Origin of the sequence: Limnohabitans lacus (assembly GCF_030053395.1) — a bacterium.
In the GTDB taxonomy this organism is placed as follows: Bacteria; Pseudomonadota; Gammaproteobacteria; order Burkholderiales; family Burkholderiaceae_C; genus Limnohabitans_A; species Limnohabitans_A lacus.
The window spans coordinates 1-14,943 of sequence record NZ_JASGBH010000006.1 but is presented as its reverse complement, the minus strand read 5'-3'; the positions used below and the strand labels follow the sequence as shown (position 1 = coordinate 14,943).

The 14,943-nt window shown below is 62.1% G+C and carries 15 protein-coding genes and 1 other RNA gene; 6 read left to right on the top strand and 10 right to left on the bottom strand.

Annotation, left to right across the window (positions count from 1 at the left end; translation table 11 throughout):
• Positions 1-2: 2 nt before the first annotated feature.
• The 8 genes from mraZ to dapF all read right to left on the bottom strand — a co-directional run bounded on the left by mraZ (position 3) and on the right by dapF (position 7,244).
• Complete coding sequence (gene mraZ, locus QLQ16_RS09020; RefSeq protein ID WP_283224365.1) at positions 3-431, bottom strand: division/cell wall cluster transcriptional repressor MraZ; 429 nt, start codon at positions 429-431, stop codon at positions 3-5.
• Between the two features lie 341 nt (positions 432-772).
• Positions 773-1,441: an RNA polymerase-binding protein DksA gene (gene dksA, locus QLQ16_RS09015; RefSeq protein WP_431310400.1), complete on the bottom strand. Its 669-nt coding sequence runs from the start codon at positions 1,439-1,441 to the stop codon at positions 773-775.
• Between the two features lie 256 nt (positions 1,442-1,697).
• Positions 1,698-2,120: a hypothetical protein gene (locus tag QLQ16_RS09010; protein ID WP_283224364.1), complete on the bottom strand. Its 423-nt coding sequence runs from the start codon at positions 2,118-2,120 to the stop codon at positions 1,698-1,700.
• 167 nt (positions 2,121-2,287) lie between these two features.
• Entirely contained in the window at positions 2,288-3,361 is a 1,074-nt protein-coding gene (locus tag QLQ16_RS09005) for a CobW family GTP-binding protein (RefSeq protein ID WP_283224363.1), read from the bottom strand.
• Positions 3,362-3,421: 60 nt separating this feature from the next.
• A complete protein-coding gene (locus tag QLQ16_RS09000) occupies positions 3,422-4,603 on the bottom strand; it encodes a class I SAM-dependent rRNA methyltransferase (RefSeq protein ID WP_283224362.1) in 1,182 nt (393 codons plus the stop codon).
• A 60-nt stretch (positions 4,604-4,663) separates the two neighbouring features.
• Positions 4,664-5,608 carry a tyrosine recombinase XerC gene (locus QLQ16_RS08995; protein ID WP_283224554.1) on the bottom strand — a complete coding sequence of 315 codons (945 nt, stop codon included), beginning with the start codon at positions 5,606-5,608 and terminating at the stop codon, positions 4,664-4,666.
• Between the two features lie 58 nt (positions 5,609-5,666).
• Positions 5,667-6,356, bottom strand: a complete 690-nt coding sequence (locus QLQ16_RS08990) for a DUF484 family protein (protein ID WP_283224361.1) — start codon at positions 6,354-6,356, stop codon at positions 5,667-5,669.
• Between the two features lie 18 nt (positions 6,357-6,374).
• Positions 6,375-7,244, bottom strand: coding sequence for a diaminopimelate epimerase (gene dapF / locus QLQ16_RS08985; RefSeq protein WP_283224360.1), 870 nt, complete (start codon positions 7,242-7,244; stop codon positions 6,375-6,377).
• 69 nt (positions 7,245-7,313) lie between these two features.
• On the opposite strand from dapF, the gene QLQ16_RS08980 reads away from it, so the two are divergent.
• The 3 genes from QLQ16_RS08980 (at position 7,314) to QLQ16_RS08970 (ending at position 10,355) form a co-directional block, all read left to right on the top strand.
• Entirely contained in the window at positions 7,314-8,957 is a 1,644-nt protein-coding gene (locus QLQ16_RS08980) for an MBL fold metallo-hydrolase (RefSeq protein WP_283224359.1), read from the top strand.
• Positions 8,958-8,965: 8 nt separating this feature from the next.
• The gene (locus QLQ16_RS08975) at positions 8,966-9,658 is read left to right on the top strand and encodes a S4 domain-containing protein (RefSeq protein ID WP_283224358.1); all 693 of its coding nucleotides are present in this window, start codon (positions 8,966-8,968) and stop codon (positions 9,656-9,658) included.
• A 175-nt stretch (positions 9,659-9,833) separates the two neighbouring features.
• On the top strand, positions 9,834-10,355 hold the full coding sequence (locus tag QLQ16_RS08970) for an Rrf2 family transcriptional regulator (protein ID WP_283224357.1): 522 nt from the start codon (positions 9,834-9,836) through the stop codon (positions 10,353-10,355).
• A 60-nt stretch (positions 10,356-10,415) separates the two neighbouring features.
• Here QLQ16_RS08970 and rnpB read toward each other — a convergent pair.
• An RNA gene (gene rnpB / locus QLQ16_RS08965) (RNase P RNA component class A) lies at positions 10,416-10,735 on the bottom strand.
• A gap of 105 nt (positions 10,736-10,840) precedes the next feature.
• On the opposite strand from rnpB, the gene cysK reads away from it, so the two are divergent.
• The 3 genes from cysK (at position 10,841) to QLQ16_RS08950 (ending at position 14,628) form a co-directional block, all read left to right on the top strand.
• Positions 10,841-11,758 carry a cysteine synthase A gene (cysK, locus tag QLQ16_RS08960; RefSeq protein WP_283224356.1) on the top strand — a complete coding sequence of 306 codons (918 nt, stop codon included), beginning with the start codon at positions 10,841-10,843 and terminating at the stop codon, positions 11,756-11,758.
• A gap of 100 nt (positions 11,759-11,858) precedes the next feature.
• Positions 11,859-13,670, top strand: coding sequence for an NAD(P)/FAD-dependent oxidoreductase (locus tag QLQ16_RS08955; protein ID WP_283224355.1), 1,812 nt, complete (start codon positions 11,859-11,861; stop codon positions 13,668-13,670).
• A gap of 136 nt (positions 13,671-13,806) precedes the next feature.
• A complete protein-coding gene (locus tag QLQ16_RS08950; RefSeq protein WP_283224354.1) occupies positions 13,807-14,628 on the top strand; it encodes a Crp/Fnr family transcriptional regulator in 822 nt (273 codons plus the stop codon).
• Here QLQ16_RS08950 and QLQ16_RS08945 read toward each other — a convergent pair.
• Positions 14,552-14,797, bottom strand: coding sequence for a response regulator transcription factor (locus QLQ16_RS08945; RefSeq protein ID WP_283224353.1), 246 nt, complete (start codon positions 14,795-14,797; stop codon positions 14,552-14,554). The genes QLQ16_RS08950 and QLQ16_RS08945 overlap by 77 nt on opposite strands.
• Between the last annotated feature and the right edge of the window lie 146 nt (positions 14,798-14,943).

Below are 14,943 nucleotides of genomic sequence, written 5' to 3'. Positions count from 1 at the left end.
CATCAGAACGAGAAGTCCTTGAACACATCGGGCATCTGGCCTTGCATGGCTTCGGCCTCTTGCTGGTCGTAGGTGGCTTTGTCCCACAACTCAAAGTGGTTGCCCATGCCCAACAGCATGGTGTCTTTGGAGATGCCAGCGGCCTGGCGCAACTCGGGCGAAATCAACACACGGCCGGTGCCATCCATCTCGACATCCATCGCGTTGCCCAAAAAAATCCGTTTCCACCATTGCGCCGACATGGGCAAGTGGGCGATGCGCTCACGGAACTTCTCCCACTCGTTGCGGGGGAAGACCATCAGGCAACCGTGCGGGTGTTTGGTAATCGTCAACTGGCCCTGGGCCATGGCGCTCAAGACGTCACGGTGCCGGGTCGGCACAGACAGCCGCCCTTTGGCATCCAGACTCAGCGATGAAGCGCCTTGAAACACGTGAAAGACCTTTTCCAGTTGAAAACTGCAACAGCGGGCACTTTTCCCCACTTATTTGCACTTTTTTGCACTGTATCAGGAAATCGAGCCCACACAAGGCGTCTTGTCGAAATTTTTCAATGAAATCAACAGCTTAGCGCAGAATTCAAACCTCAGCCGCCGATAAATTTCTTTCAAAATTAGGCACTTACAAGAGGCACTGAAAGTGATACCTAAAGGAAAAAAATTTTGAAAATAATGTCAGCAAATAGAGAAAAACAACAATCAACAAATCCAACACACGGTCATCGAACGAAAAAAAACCCCTCGAGAGGGGTTTTTGGGGGGTGGAGATCGAAAAATCAATCACCAAACATTTTTTGCTTGAGCTCACGGCGCTGCTGCGCTTCCAAGGACAAGGTGGCCGTAGGACGGGCCAGCAAACGGCCCACACCGATGGCTTCGCCCGTTTCGTCACAGAAACCGTAATCGCCGGCATCGATGCGGATGATGGACTGCTCAATTTTCTTGAGCAATTTGCGCTCGCGATCGCGGGTGCGCAACTCCAGGGCGTGTTCTTCTTCGATGGTGGCGCGGTCTGCCGGGTCTGGCACCACCACGGTGTCTTCACGCAGGTGCTCGGTGGTTTCACCAGCGCTGTTGAGGATGTCTTGCTTGAGTGCGACCAATTTGCGGCGGAAATAAGCCATCTGGACATCGTTCATGTACTCGCCATCCGGCATGGCAATGATTTCGGCATCGCTGAGGTCTTCGACTTTCTTGCTCTTCCAGTTGTTGGCCAGCTTGGCATCTTTTTTGATGGGCGTGAAGGACACCGTCACGGGCGCTGGGGCACTGGGCAAGAAACTGGCTTTGGCGGCCGTCGAGGCCACCGCTGGGGGCAATGAGGGGACCGTGATCTGCGCCAAACGGGCAGACGGACGCGTGGCGCGCACGGGTTGATCGGCAGAAGTGGCCACAGGGGCTGGCGCGACGGGGGCCTTGACGGGCTCCACTTTGGTAACGGACATAGATTTGGCTTGAGAAACTGCTTCTACCTTTTTGGGGGCGGTCGCAGGGGCAGCCTTGGCCTTGACGGCCGGGCTGGACTTGGCGGCTACAACCGCTTTGGGGGGGGCGGTCGGCGCAACCGGTTTCGTTTTGACTGCCGCCACTTTGGGGGCTGCAGCCGCTTTTTTGGCAGGCACAGCCTTGGGGGCTGGCTTGACGGGGGTTTTCTGAGCAGCCGCCTTGGGGGCAGCTTTGACGGGCGCCTTCACAAGCGTCTTAGGGGCGAGCTTCACGGCCGCCTTCGGGGCAGCTTTCACGGGCGCCTTGGGCACGGCTTTGGCGGGAGCTTTGGAAACTTTCGCAGGCGCTTTGCCCCCTTTGACGGGCGCAAGGGCCTTGGCCTTGGCGGGGGCTTTTGCCACCGGTTTGGCAGACGCTTTCACTGGCGATTTGGCCGCTGTTTTGGCTTTCGCCACCGGTTGAGCGGGGGATTTCGCAATCACCTTGGCCTTGGCTGGCGCCTTGGCGGGCGCCTTCTTGGCGGACACGGCTGGTTTTTTGGCCTTGGCCGGGGTCTTCGCTTGAGCCGCTTTGGCTGCTGGTTTCTTCGAGGTCTTCACGCCTTGTCTCCTGGCCGTGTGGAAGGGCAGGTCCGTTGATGGTGCCCTTGGGCATCTGTCCACCAATGGACCTGTTCATGGTCGACTCAAACCCTTGTTATAGACCTTTTGGGGTTCGTCCGCCCCTCCAAAAGAGGGTGCCGTCGGGCGGCGATTGTAGCGACTAGAAAGCGCAAAAAACGCGGGGTGGCAGATTAAAGACAGGTTCACCGAAAAAGCACCGCCACAGGGCAGTGGCTGAGCCCCTCAAATCAGGCACTGCTCCAGGCCTTGCAACAAAATATCCTTGGGCAAATCGATGCCAATGAATACCATTTTGCTCATTTTTTGCTCACCATCGGCCCACTGAGGCCCCAGGTCGCTGCCCATGAGTTGGTGCACACCTTGGAAGATCACTTTGCGCTCGGTGCCACGCATATTGAGCACGCCTTTGTAGCGCAGCATGCGGGGCCCATAGATGTTGACGATGGCGCCCAAGAAATCCTCCAGCTTGGCCGGATCAAAAGCCCGCTCTGAGCGGAACACAAAGCTCTTCACATCGTCATCGTGGTGATGGTGATGCCCATGACCGTGGTCATGGGTGGGATCGGTGCAATGTTCATGGTCGTGGTCATGCTGGTGCGAGGGGTGATCGCAATGCTCACCATGGGCATGGTCATGCCCTTCGCTCAAAAAGTCCGGATCGATGTCCAGCTTGGCGTTCAGGTTGAAGCCCTTGAGGTCAAACACTTCCGACAAAGCCACCTCGCCAAAGTGCACCACCTTTTGCGGCGCGCGGGGGTTCATGTGCTTCAAACGGTGCTGTAAAGCGTCCAACTCTTGGGGCGAGACCAAATCGGCCTTGCTGATGAAAATCTGGTCGGCAAAACCCACCTGGCGACGCGCTTCCTGGCGGTCGTTCAGTTGCAGGGCCGCATGCTTGGCGTCCACCAGGGTCAAGATCGAGTCGAGCAAAAAGGTCTCGGCGATCTCATCGTCCATGAAAAAGGTTTGCGCCACCGGACCCGGATCGGCCAGGCCTGTGGTCTCGATCACGATGCGCTCAAAGCTGAGCAAACCCTTGCGGCGCTTGGCCGCCAGCAGCTGCAACGTGGCACGCAAGTCTTCGCGGATGGTGCAGCAAATGCAACCATTGCTCATCTGAATGATCTGCTCTTCGGTGTCCGACACCAAGATGTCGTTGTCGATGTTTTCCTCGCCAAACTCGTTCTCGATCACGGCGATCTTCTGGCCATGGGCCTCGGTCAGCACACGCTTGAGCAAGGTGGTTTTCCCCGAGCCCAAAAAGCCGGTCAGGATGGTTGCAGGGATGAGGGCCATGGATGCTCCGGAAAATGATCTAAGACAAGAGGTGGGGAGTGTAGCGATGAATGCAAGGGCTTATTTGCGCACCACCACCAAGCCCTTGAGGTACTCCCCTTCCGGGAAGTTGATCGTCATCGGGTGGTCGGGCGCGCCTTGCAGGCGTTCGCTGATGAAGCCGTCCACACCGGCATCGGTGCCGGCCGAGGCCACGATTTTGTGGAACAGATCGGCGCTGATCCCGCCAGAGCAGGAATAGGTGAACAGCTCGCCGCCCGGCGCGAGCAGCTTGAAGGCCAAGCGGTTGATGTCTTTGTAGGCGCGGGCTGCACGTTCAGCGTGGGCAGCGGTGGGGGCGAATTTGGGCGGATCGAGCACGATGGCGTCAAAGGTCTCGCCCGCCTCGATGAAGGCGCGCAGGCTGGCGTTCACATCGGCATCCATGAAGGTGGCGCGCGATTCGTCAAAGCCGTTCAAGCGCACATGGGCGCGGGCACGCTCCAGCGCCGGGCCGGACGAATCGATGGAAGTCACATGCCCTGCCCCGCCCGCCAGCGCGGCCACGGTGAAGCCACCGGTATAGCAATAGCAGTTGAGCACCTTGCCAAACTGGCGGTGGCGCGTGTGCTGTGCAAAGCGGTGGCGGCTGTCGCGCTGGTCCAAATAAAACCCCGTCTTGTGGCCCGTGGCAATGTCCAAGGTCAGCTGCCACTCGTGTTCGCGGATGGTGATTTCGGTCGGCCCGTCGCCACGCAACCAGCCGGTCACTTCGGGCAGGCCCTCCAGGCTGCGCACGTTGGCGTCTGAGCGTTCATAAAGGCGTGTGAGCCCGGTGATCTTGAGCAGCGCATCGGCAATGGCCTGTTTGAAGCGCTCGGTGCCGCAACTGGTGAACTGCGCCACCAGCGTGTCCGCATAACGGTCCACGATCAGGCCCGGCAAGCCATCGGACTCACCATGCACCAGTCGCACGCCATCGCTTGGGATGTCAAACCACTGGCGGGCCGCCACGGCTTGGGCGATGCGCGACGCGATGAAGGCCGCGTCGATGCGCTGGGCCTCGTCAAAACTCCAGATGCGGGCTTTGATGCGCGAGGACGGGCTGAACGATGCCCAGCCCAGAAACTGGCCAGCGTGCGACTCCACGCGCACCGTCTCGCCCGGATCGCCACCGCCTTTGGCAATGGCAGAGTCAAACACCCAAGGGTGGCGGCGCAGCAAGGAGCGTTCCTTGCCGTCTTTGAGTCGAATCGTTTTCATGGGCCCTATTGTCGGGCACTGTCCCATGCACACCCCAATGCACAACCACAGGTTGGCCAGCTATTTGCGCTTGGCCCGGGGGTGCGCCGCGTCGTAGGCCTTGGCCAGGTGCTGAAAGTCCAGTCGCGTATAGACCTGCGTGGTGGTGATGTTGGCATGGCCCAACAACTCTTGCACCGCCCGCAAGTCGCCACTGGACTGCAGCACGTGGCTGGCAAAGGAATGGCGCAACATGTGCGGGTGCACCGGAGTGGCCAAGCCCGCCAGCTGGCTGCGGCGCTGGAGGCGCTGCTCAACACCGCGAGCGCTCAAGCGCGTACCGCGCTGCCCCGGAAACAAGGCCAGCGCCGCACTGGATGCGCCCGGCACGGCCTGGGTCAGCATGCCAGGCACCTGGGGGCGCAGCGCCAACCAATGCGCCAGTGCGGCCATGGCCGCGCTGCCCAAGGGCACACTGCGGCGCTTGCTGCCCTTGCCTTGCACCTGCACCTCGGCGTTTTGCAAATCGATCCAGCCGCGTCCGGCGCGCGATGCGTCGGCACTGGCCACCACGTCGAGCCCGGTCAACTCAGCCACGCGCAGGCCACAGCCGTACAGCAACTCCACCATGGCAGCGTCCCGCGCTTCCAGCCAGGGGTCGTCGCCCGTTTCTTCGTGATCGGCCAATTGCACCGCCTCGTCCACACCCAGCGCCTTGGGCAATGGCTTGGCCACGCGGGGGGCCCGCACGTCCACCACCGGGTTGTGGCTCACCAAGGCTTCGCGCCCCAGCCAGGTGTAAAAACCGCGCCAACCCGAGAGGATGAGCGCGATGCCTCGACCGCTGCGGCCAGCGCTGTGCATCTGCGCCACCCATCGGCGGATGTGCCCGGTTTGCACCTGTAGCAAGGGCACGCCCGATGCTTGGGCCATCTCGGCCAAACGGATCAGGTCCAGCCGGTACAAAGTGCTGGTGCGCTCGGCCAGGCGTTTTTCAAAACGAACATGGTCCAGGTAACGCAGCATCAGCGGATCAAGGTCCGCCGCTGCCACCGCGACGAGTTCGCCTGATTCAGGCACGGCTTCAGGCCTGGGGTGCGCGCAAGACCGACAGCGCAGCACCGGCCAACTCGGCCAAGCGCTCCAGCAAATCGGTGCCCATTTGGCTGTTGAAGCGCTGGCCATCGGGTGAGGCCAAGACCAGCAAGCCGAAAGGCGATTGGCCAGGCGCCGCACGCAAGGCCAGCAGCGCCAGCGAAGCGGCTTGAGCAGGCTCGGTCAGCCACTGCACGGCCTCATAGCCGGTGTTGGGTCCCACATAAGGCGTATCCAAAGACGCAGCCAGCTCTTGCACCGCCTCGGTCACGCCTTGGGCGTAAGCGGCTTGGCTGTGTGCCTCGTTGACGCCCCACAAACGCAAAGTCACTTGCGGCACCTGAAAGAGTTCGCGGATGTTGTCCACCGCCGACTCCACCAAATGCTCTGGCGGCGCCACCAGCAAGTCGCACGACCAGCGGTGCAGCTTGTCCGTCAAGATCATGTTTTCGTTGCCATGCCGGATCATGTCCATGATGCGGTGTTCCAGCCCCTTGATCTTGTCGCGCAGCATCTGGGCCTGGCGCTCTTGCAAGCCCACAGCGCGGTGACTTTGGGGGTGGGTCAGCTGCACCGTGGCCAACAGCGAGGCATGGCGCTCAAAAAAGTCCGGTGTGTTCACCAGGTAATCGGCGATGTCGTCTTCGGTGATCGGGCTCATGGGTTCGGAAGTGCTCATGTTCTTGTCTCCAGAATTTCAAAGGGTATCGGGCACGTCAATGCTGCCCTCAAACACAGGGGTGGCCGGGCCGGTCATCATGACCGGGCTGTCGGCTTGGCCGGCCCATTCGATGGTCAAAACGCCGCCGTGCGTCTGCACATCGACTCGGCTGTCCAGCCAGCCTTGGCGAATGCCCGCCACCACGGCCGCACAAGCGCCGGTGCCGCAGGCCAGCGTCTCGCCCGAGCCGCGCTCGAACACGCGCAACTTGATCTGGCTGCGCGAGAGGATCTGCATGAAGCCGGCGTTCACCCGCTTGGGGAAAGCCGGGTGGTTTTCGATCAAGGGGCCTTGGGCCAGCACCGGGAAGGCGGCCACATCGTCCACGCGCTGCACAGCGTGCGGGTTGCCCATGGACACCACACCCACCCGCGCAATGCCCAGATCACCCAAAGCCAGGTCAAACACCGGCCAGCCATTGACCTGGTCGCTGATGAGGCCAATGGGGTTGAAGGGCACACGTTCCCAATCAAACACGGGCGCGCCCATGTTGACCGTGACACGGCCGTCGGGGTTCATGGACAGCTCGATCTCGCCTTGCTGCACCTTCACACGCACCGTGTTTTTGTCGGTCAGGCCCTTGTCGCGCACATAGCGCACAAAGCAGCGGGCGCCGTTGCCGCAGTGCTCCACCTCGCCGCCATCGGCGTTGTGGATCACGTACTCAAAGTCCAGGCCTGGCGCTGGCGAGGGGCGCACCGTCAGGATCTGATCGGCCCCCACGCCAAAGTGGCGGTCGGCCAAAAAACGGTACTGGGCGGTGTTCAGCCCCAGGCGGCCACGGGTTTCATCGAGCACGACAAAGTCGTTGCCGGCCCCTTGCATCTTGGTAAAGCGGATGTGCATGGCCGCGATTATCGCCCTTGCTCGACACGACAACGACAGCCGCCGGACGAGCCCGCCTGATAATGGGGCATGGCACGCACTACCCAACTCCTGCACCCCCAACGTGAACCCGCGCCGCTGCGCCCAGCCGCCACCGTGCTGCTTTTGCGCGACAGCCCGCAAGGCATCGAGGTCCTGATGACCCGCCGCTCCATGACGGCCAGCTTTGCGCCCGGCGCCTATGTGTTCCCGGGCGGCGGCGTCGACGCGGCCGACGCCCAAGCCCACGCCCTGTCCACCCGCAGGCCCCAACAAAGCGACTTGCACCTGACGCAAGCCATTGCCGCCATCCGAGAGAGCTTTGAAGAGCTGGGCATTTTGTTCGCGCGGCACGCCGATGGCCGCTGGGCCGACAACGCGGACATCGCGCACATCGACCGCAAAGCCCCATTTGCAGCGCAGTGCCAAAGCCAAGGCCTGACGTTGGCGGCCGACCAGGTGTTCGTGCTGGCCCACTGGATCACCGACCGCGACCTGCCACGCCGCTTTGACGTGCCCTTTTTGGTGGCCCGCATGCCCGAAGGCCAGACCCCGGTGGCCGACGAGTCCGAGCAGTTCGAGCCCGTTTGGGTGCGCCCAGTGGACGCGCTGACGCGCCACGAAGCCGGCGACTTTTTCATCATCTTCCCAACCATCCGCACGCTCGAGCGCCTCAAAGCTTTTGCCCAAGTCGAAGACGTGCTGCAAGCGTGCGCCATCAACGACGAGCCACTGTGGACCAGCTGCCCCCGCGCCGGCTTCTTGGGCGGCCACGAAGTGCGCTACATGGAGCACGAGGCCCCCTTTGGCGAGTTGGCTTTGGTCACCCCCGATGGCCAAATCCACCACCACCTCGACTGGCAAACCGATCTGCCTGTGCCGCTGCTGCAAAACGTGCAGCGCCTGACAGCCCCCAACCCCGGCGTGATGACCGGCCCCGGCACCAACAGTTATTTGGTGGGCGACCCCAACACCGGCTACATCGCCATTGACCCGGGCCCGGCCGACCACGAGCATTTGCAGCGCCTGTGGCGGGCGGCGGGTGGGCAAATCAAAGCCATTGTCTGCACCCACTCGCACTCGGACCATTCGCCCGGAGCCGCGCCCTTGCAGGCCTTGTGCACCCACAAGCCACCGATTCTGGGCCTGGCCTCCAAGCCCACGGCGCGTGCCAACAGCCAATTCACACCCGACCGCGAGCTGGCCGATGGCGAACAACTGGTGCTGCAAGGCATAGGCGTCGAGGGCGAAATCACCCACACCCTGCGCGTGGTGCACACCCCAGGTCATGCGGCCAATCACCTGTGCCTGGTGCTCGAAGAAGACGGCCTGCTGTTCTCGGGTGACCATGTGCTCAACGGCAGCACCACCGTGATCGACCCGCCCGATGGCCACATGGGCGACTATCTGGACTCGCTGGACAAACTGGCCGCCGCCTGTGAGGCCGGTGGCATCGAATTCATCTTGCCCGCGCACGGCCATGTGCTGGGCTTTGCGCACCAAGCCATCACGCACCTGAAGGCCCACCGCCTCAAGCGCGAAGCCAAAATCGCCGCCGCCATGCAGGCCCTGCCCCAAGGCAGCTTGCAAGACTGGGTCGAAAAAGCCTACGACGACGTGCCGCCGCGCCTGTGGCCGGTGGCCGCCCGATCCCTGCAAGCGCATGTGGACCACATCCGCGAACAACTGAATTGAAAGCCCCGATGCACCGCTCTGACGAAGGCGTCCGCCTGGCCAAACGCGTGGCCGCCGAAGAAAACTGTTCGCGCCGCGAAGCCGAAGCCCTGATCGTGGCCGGTGGCGTGCAAGTGGCCGGCCAAGTGGTCACCGACCCGGCCCGGCGCGTCCAAAACGAAGCCCTCACGGTCAACCGCAAGGTCTCCATGGCCGCTTTGGCCCCCTTGACCTTGGTGGTCCACAAACCGGCGGACTCGGGCGGCACCCACAGCTGGCTGCAAAAAATCGCCGGACTCCAAGCCCCGCAAGCCGGCATTTGGGGCAAAGAGCGCCTGGCCAAGCTGCAAATCGCCATGCCCCTGCCCGCGCCGGCCAGTGGTCTGTGCATTTTTTCAGACGACGTGGGCGTGCTGCGGCACCTGGAAGACCGGCGCAGCCCCATGGAGCAAGAATGGATGGCCACTTTGAAAGGCGAAGTGCCCGAAGGCCTGATCAAGGCACTCAACGGCCCCGGCCTGCGCGCCAGCGTGAACCGCCAAACCGACACCGTCACGGTGTTGCGCATCGCGGGCAAAGACATCGACGGCCTGGCGCTGGGCCGTTGGCTGGACCAGCAATGCCCCCTGCAAGACCTGCGCCGCCAGCGCGTGGGGCGCATCAGCCTGGCCCCGCTGGAGCCCGGCCAATGGCGCCAGCTCGAAGGTTTCGAGCGGTTTTAAAGGCCCGAGGTTGATTTCCGACAAATTTACACAGGATTTACCCTTGAATTGACACGGGCAATCCCAATATGCTGGATCTGTCTGAGAAAATCAGCCCATGTCGCCGTTGCATATCCCGCAGCCTGGCGGCACCCTAAGGCCCAGAAAGCCTTGATTACGCAGAAAGGAAGACACCATGCGTTTGAGCACCAAAAGTCGTTTTGCCGTGACCGCCATGATCGACGTGGCCCTGCGCGAAGACCGCGGCCCCGTGTCCTTGGCCGCCATCAGCGTGCGCCACCAGATTTCGCTGTCCTACCTCGAGCAGCTGTTCAGCAAGCTGCGCCAGCAAGGTCTGGTCGAGAGCACCCGCGGCCCCGGCGGCGGTTATTCCCTGTCCCGCAATGCCGAAAAAATCACCATGGCCGACATCGTCGGCGCCGTGGACGCGCCATCTGAAGAAGAACTGGCCGCTGAAGGCGGCTGGATGAGCAGCGAACTGTGGGCCAGCCTGAACGAAAAAATGCTGAGCCATCTGCAGTCGATCAGCCTGCGCCAGCTGGTGGCAGAGCAACGCGCCAAAGGCGTGGCCATTGAACCCGCGCCACAACCCGCGGTCAAACGCGGGGTCTTTGCCAAGCCCAAAAGCACCTTGAAGATCACCGCACCCAATTCGGTGTTTGCTTTGGCCGGCACCTTGATGCCCTCGCGCAGCTGAACTGTCTGCGCCCCCCCCAAAAAAACCCGCCTCGGCGGGTTTTTTGTTGGCTGAAAAAAAGTGTGAAGCTCACCGATAAGCCGGATTCTGTGCACAGCGGTTGCCCGCTGCGTGACCGCCATTACTCTGGGCCGGGGGTCGCCCACCCGGCTCGATGCTACCTACCCGCCAGCTCTGCGGAACCACATCAACGCTGGCCTACTTGGTATTGCTGCGCGTAGAGATTGCCCGTTTCACCCGAACTGAATCGGCTCGTCTCTGTTGCTCTGATCCTCACCTCACGGTGGAGAGGCGTTGCCTCCTACGCTGTCCTGTGCAGTCCGGACGTTCCTCCAGTGCCTCCTTTCGGAGATTGCACCAGCGGCGGTCTGGCGAGCTTCACCCATCGATTATCGCCTGCCGTCATGTGCACATGCCCCAAGGGGTCTGAAGATTCGCGCACAATGGCTCGACATTTTGGCCATTTCACACTTGGAGACCCGGACATGAAAGCCCACAACATCCTCGAGACCATCGGCCACACGCCCCATGTGCGCATCAACCGCCTGTTTGGCGCCGCCGCCCATGTGTGGGTCAAATCCGAGCGCAGCAACCCCGGCGGTTCGGTCAAGGACCGCATCGCGCTGGCCATGATCGAAGACGCGGAAAAGTCTGGGGCTTTGAAGCCCGGCGGCACCATCATCGAGCCCACCTCCGGCAACACCGGCATTGGCTTGGCCATGGTCGCCGCCGTCAAAGGCTACAAGCTGGTCCTGGTCATGCCCGACAGCATGAGCATCGAACGCCGTCGCCTGATGTTGGCCTATGGCGCGAGCTTTGACCTGACCCCGCGCGAAAAAGGCATGAAGGGGGCGATTGCCCGCGCCGAAGAACTGGTGGCCAGCACGCCCGGCGCCTGGATGCCCCAGCAGTTTGAAAACCCCGCCAACATCGACGTGCACGTGCGCACCACAGCGCAAGAAATCCTGGCCGACTTTCCCGACGGCATCGACGCCCTCATCACCGGCGTGGGCACAGGCGGCCACTTAACTGGCGTTGCACGTGTGCTCAAGGCCAAGTTCCCCAACCTCAAAGTGTTCGCGGTCGAGCCTGCGGCTTCGCCCGTGATCTCGGGCGGCGCCCCTGCGCCCCACCCCATCCAGGGCATTGGTGCGGGTTTCATCCCCAAGAACCTGGACACCACTTTGCTGGACGGCGTGATCCAAGTCGATGCCGAGGCCGCGCGTGAATACGCCCGCCGCTCGGCACGTGAAGAAGGCCTGCTGGTTGGCATTTCGTCGGGGGCCACCTTGGCGGCAATTGCGCAAAAACTCCCCGAGCTGCCCGACGGCGCCACCGTGCTGGGCTTCAACTACGACACGGGCGAGCGCTATTTGTCCATCGAAGGCTTCTTGCCTGCTTGAGAGGAGCTCAACAATCGGGTTCTGACCCCAATTAAAGAGGCGCAGACTTGTGACTGCGGGATAATCGTGGCTTCTTGCTTGATAACCACAAGCCACGACCATGATCCGAATTTCCGAACTCAAGCTCCCGCTGTCGGCCCTGCCCGTCGAAGTGCGTCGCGCAGCCGATGCGCCGGCTGAAACCGACGACGACCGCATCCCGCCACCGCACCCCGAAGCGGCCTTGCGCCAGCTGGCCGCCAAGGCGCTGGCCATCGCGCCCACCGACATCGCGACCCTTCACGTCTTCAAACGCAGCTTTGACGCCCGCAAGGCCGAGCTGCTGGCGGTGTTCATCGTGGACATCACGCTGAACGACCCTGCGGCAGAAACCGCCTTGCTGCAACAGTTCGACCAGAACCCGCACATCCAGCCCACGCCCGACATGACTTGGCATGCGCCATGCCACGCCCCCGATGGCTTTGGGGCGCAAGATGGCGAGCGGCCGGTGGTGGTGGGCTTTGGGCCTTGCGGCATGTTTGCGGCGTTGAGCTTGGCGCAAATGGGCTTCAAGCCCATCGTGCTGGAGCGGGGCAAGAAGGTGCGCGAACGCACCAAAGACACCTGGGGCTTGTGGCGCAAAAAGACCCTCAACCCTGAGAGCAATGTGCAGTTTGGCGAAGGCGGCGCAGGCACCTTCTCGGACGGCAAGCTCTACAGCCAAATCAAAGACCCGCGCCACCTGGGCCGCAAGGTGATGGACGAGTTCGTCAAAGCCGGGGCACCGGCCGACATCTTGTTTGCCGCGCACCCGCACATTGGCACCTTCAAGCTGGTCAAGGTGGTGGAGCACATACGTGAGCAAATCATGGCTTTGGGTGGCGAGATCCGTTTTGAGCAGCGCGTGAGCGATGTGCTGCTCTCGCCCGCAGAGGGCGGTCAGCAAATCACCGGCCTGCAGGTGCAGGACTTGAAAACCGGCCAAAGCCACACGCTGGCCACCGGCCACGTGGTGCTGGCCCTGGGCCACAGTTCGCGCGACACCTTTGTCATGCTGCACCAACGCGGCGTGGCGCTGCAGGCCAAAGCGTTTTCGATTGGCGTGCGCATCGAGCACCCACAAAGCGTGATCGACCAGGCCCGTTGGGGCCGCCACGCCGGCCACCCGTTGCTGGGCGCGGCCGATTACAAGCTGGTGCACCACGCGCAAAACGGTCGTGCTGTTTACAGCTTTTGCATGTGCCCCGGCGGCACGGTGGTGGCTGCCACCAGCGAGCCTGGCCGCGTGGTAACCAATGGCATGAGCCAGTACTCGCGCAACGAACGCAACGCCAATGCGGGCATGGTGGTGGGCATCGATCCGCCCGACTACCCGCTGGACAAGGCCGCCTGGCAAGCCGCATTTGGCGAGGCCGAGGGCGCACAACTGGCGCAAGAAGCTCTGGCGCTGGCCCATCAACAGCCACCCGCACCGCACCCGCTGTCGGGCATCGTGCTGCAGCGCCAGCTGGAGGCCCGCGCCTTCGAAGTGGGCGGCGGCACTTACGAAGCGCCCGGCCAGCTGGTGGGCGACTTTTTGGCCAAGCGCCCCTCCAGCACCTGGGGCAGCGTGCTGCCGTCGTACAAGCCGGGCGTCAAGCTGGGCGACCTGGCCGATGTGCTGCCCGACTACGCCGTGGCCGCCATGCGCGATGCGTTGCCGGTGTTTGGCCGAAAGATCAAGGGCTACGACATGGCGGACGCGGTCATGACCGGGGTGGAAACGCGCACCTCCTCACCGCTCAAAATCCCACGGGGCGACGACTTCCAGAGCCTGAACACACGGGGCCTTTACCCCGCTGGCGAAGGCGCCAGCTACGCGGGCGGCATTTTGTCGGCCGGGGTGGACGGCATCAAAGTGGCCGAAGCCGTGGCGCTGCACCTGCGCGGCTGAGTCTTTTCAACAAAAGCTTCATCACCCTGTTGCGATCTGTCGCCATGTGGCGCCTTGTGTGCGAGAACACACGCACGCAACCAACAAATACAATTAAATTTCAATAAACGATATATGAAATAATTAATTCACAGTAATGTCACAACAGTTCCAGCACCAGATACGGCAAAACAAAATCTTGTCCATCCTGCCCGAGCCCTTGGTCGCCGGCATGAACTTGGAGCTGGTGGAACTGAGCGCAGGTCAAGTGCTGGCCGATGTCGGCCAAGACCTGCAGCACGTTTACTTTCCACTGACCAGCATCGTGGCCTGGATGAAGATGCTGGAAAACGGCAACACCATCGGGGTGGCCATGCTGGGTCGGCAGGGCATGGTCAGCCTGTTCGCGATGCTCACGGGCCGGCACAATCGGAACTTCAAAGCCGTGGTGCAAATTGGCGGCCACGCCTTGCGCGCGCCCTTGCAAACGGCGCACCGAGTGGTTCAAAGCGACACCTGTTGCGGCAACAGCCAGTTGATGCGCTATGCCGACATGCGCATGGCCACCGTGGCGCAAAACTCGCTGTGCATGCGCAACCACACACTGGAGCAGCAGCTGAGCCGCTTTTTTTTGGGCACGCTCGACCTGATCGAAGGTCAGGATTTCAGCGTGACGCACGACTGGATTGCCCATTGGTTGGGCGTGCGGCGCGAAGCCGTGAGCCTGGCCGCCAAACGCTTGATGGACACCGGCGCCATCGCCTATTCACGCGGCCGCATCACGGTGGTGGACCGGCCGGCTTTGGAGCAACTGAGTTGCGAATGCTACAAAGCGCTGAAAACCGAAGAGGACAAATGCTACGCGAGCCTGCTGGTCCATTTGCGGGAAAGCACTTCCGCGCTCACACCGAGACCATCTGATTTCGAATCGCGTAGCGCGTCAGATCGGCCACCTTGTGCAGGCCCACTTTGCGCATGATGTTGCGGCGGTGAACCTCCACCGTGCTGGGGGCGATCTGCAAATTGCGGGCGATCTCTTTGGACGAAAACCCGTCCGCAATCAAACGCAAAACTTGCTCTTCGCGACCACCCAAGTGTGAACGCACCGTCGCTTGGCCAGCCCGTGTCTGGCGCACGGTCTCCATCATTTCGCCAGCGGCCGCTTGACACAGTGACCTGCCCCCTCTGAGCCATACCAAACCGATGGAACTGAGTCCGCTAATTTTGGAGAATGGCGGATATGAAGACCACACGATTTACCGACGAGCAGATCATCGGATTCCTCAAGCAAGCT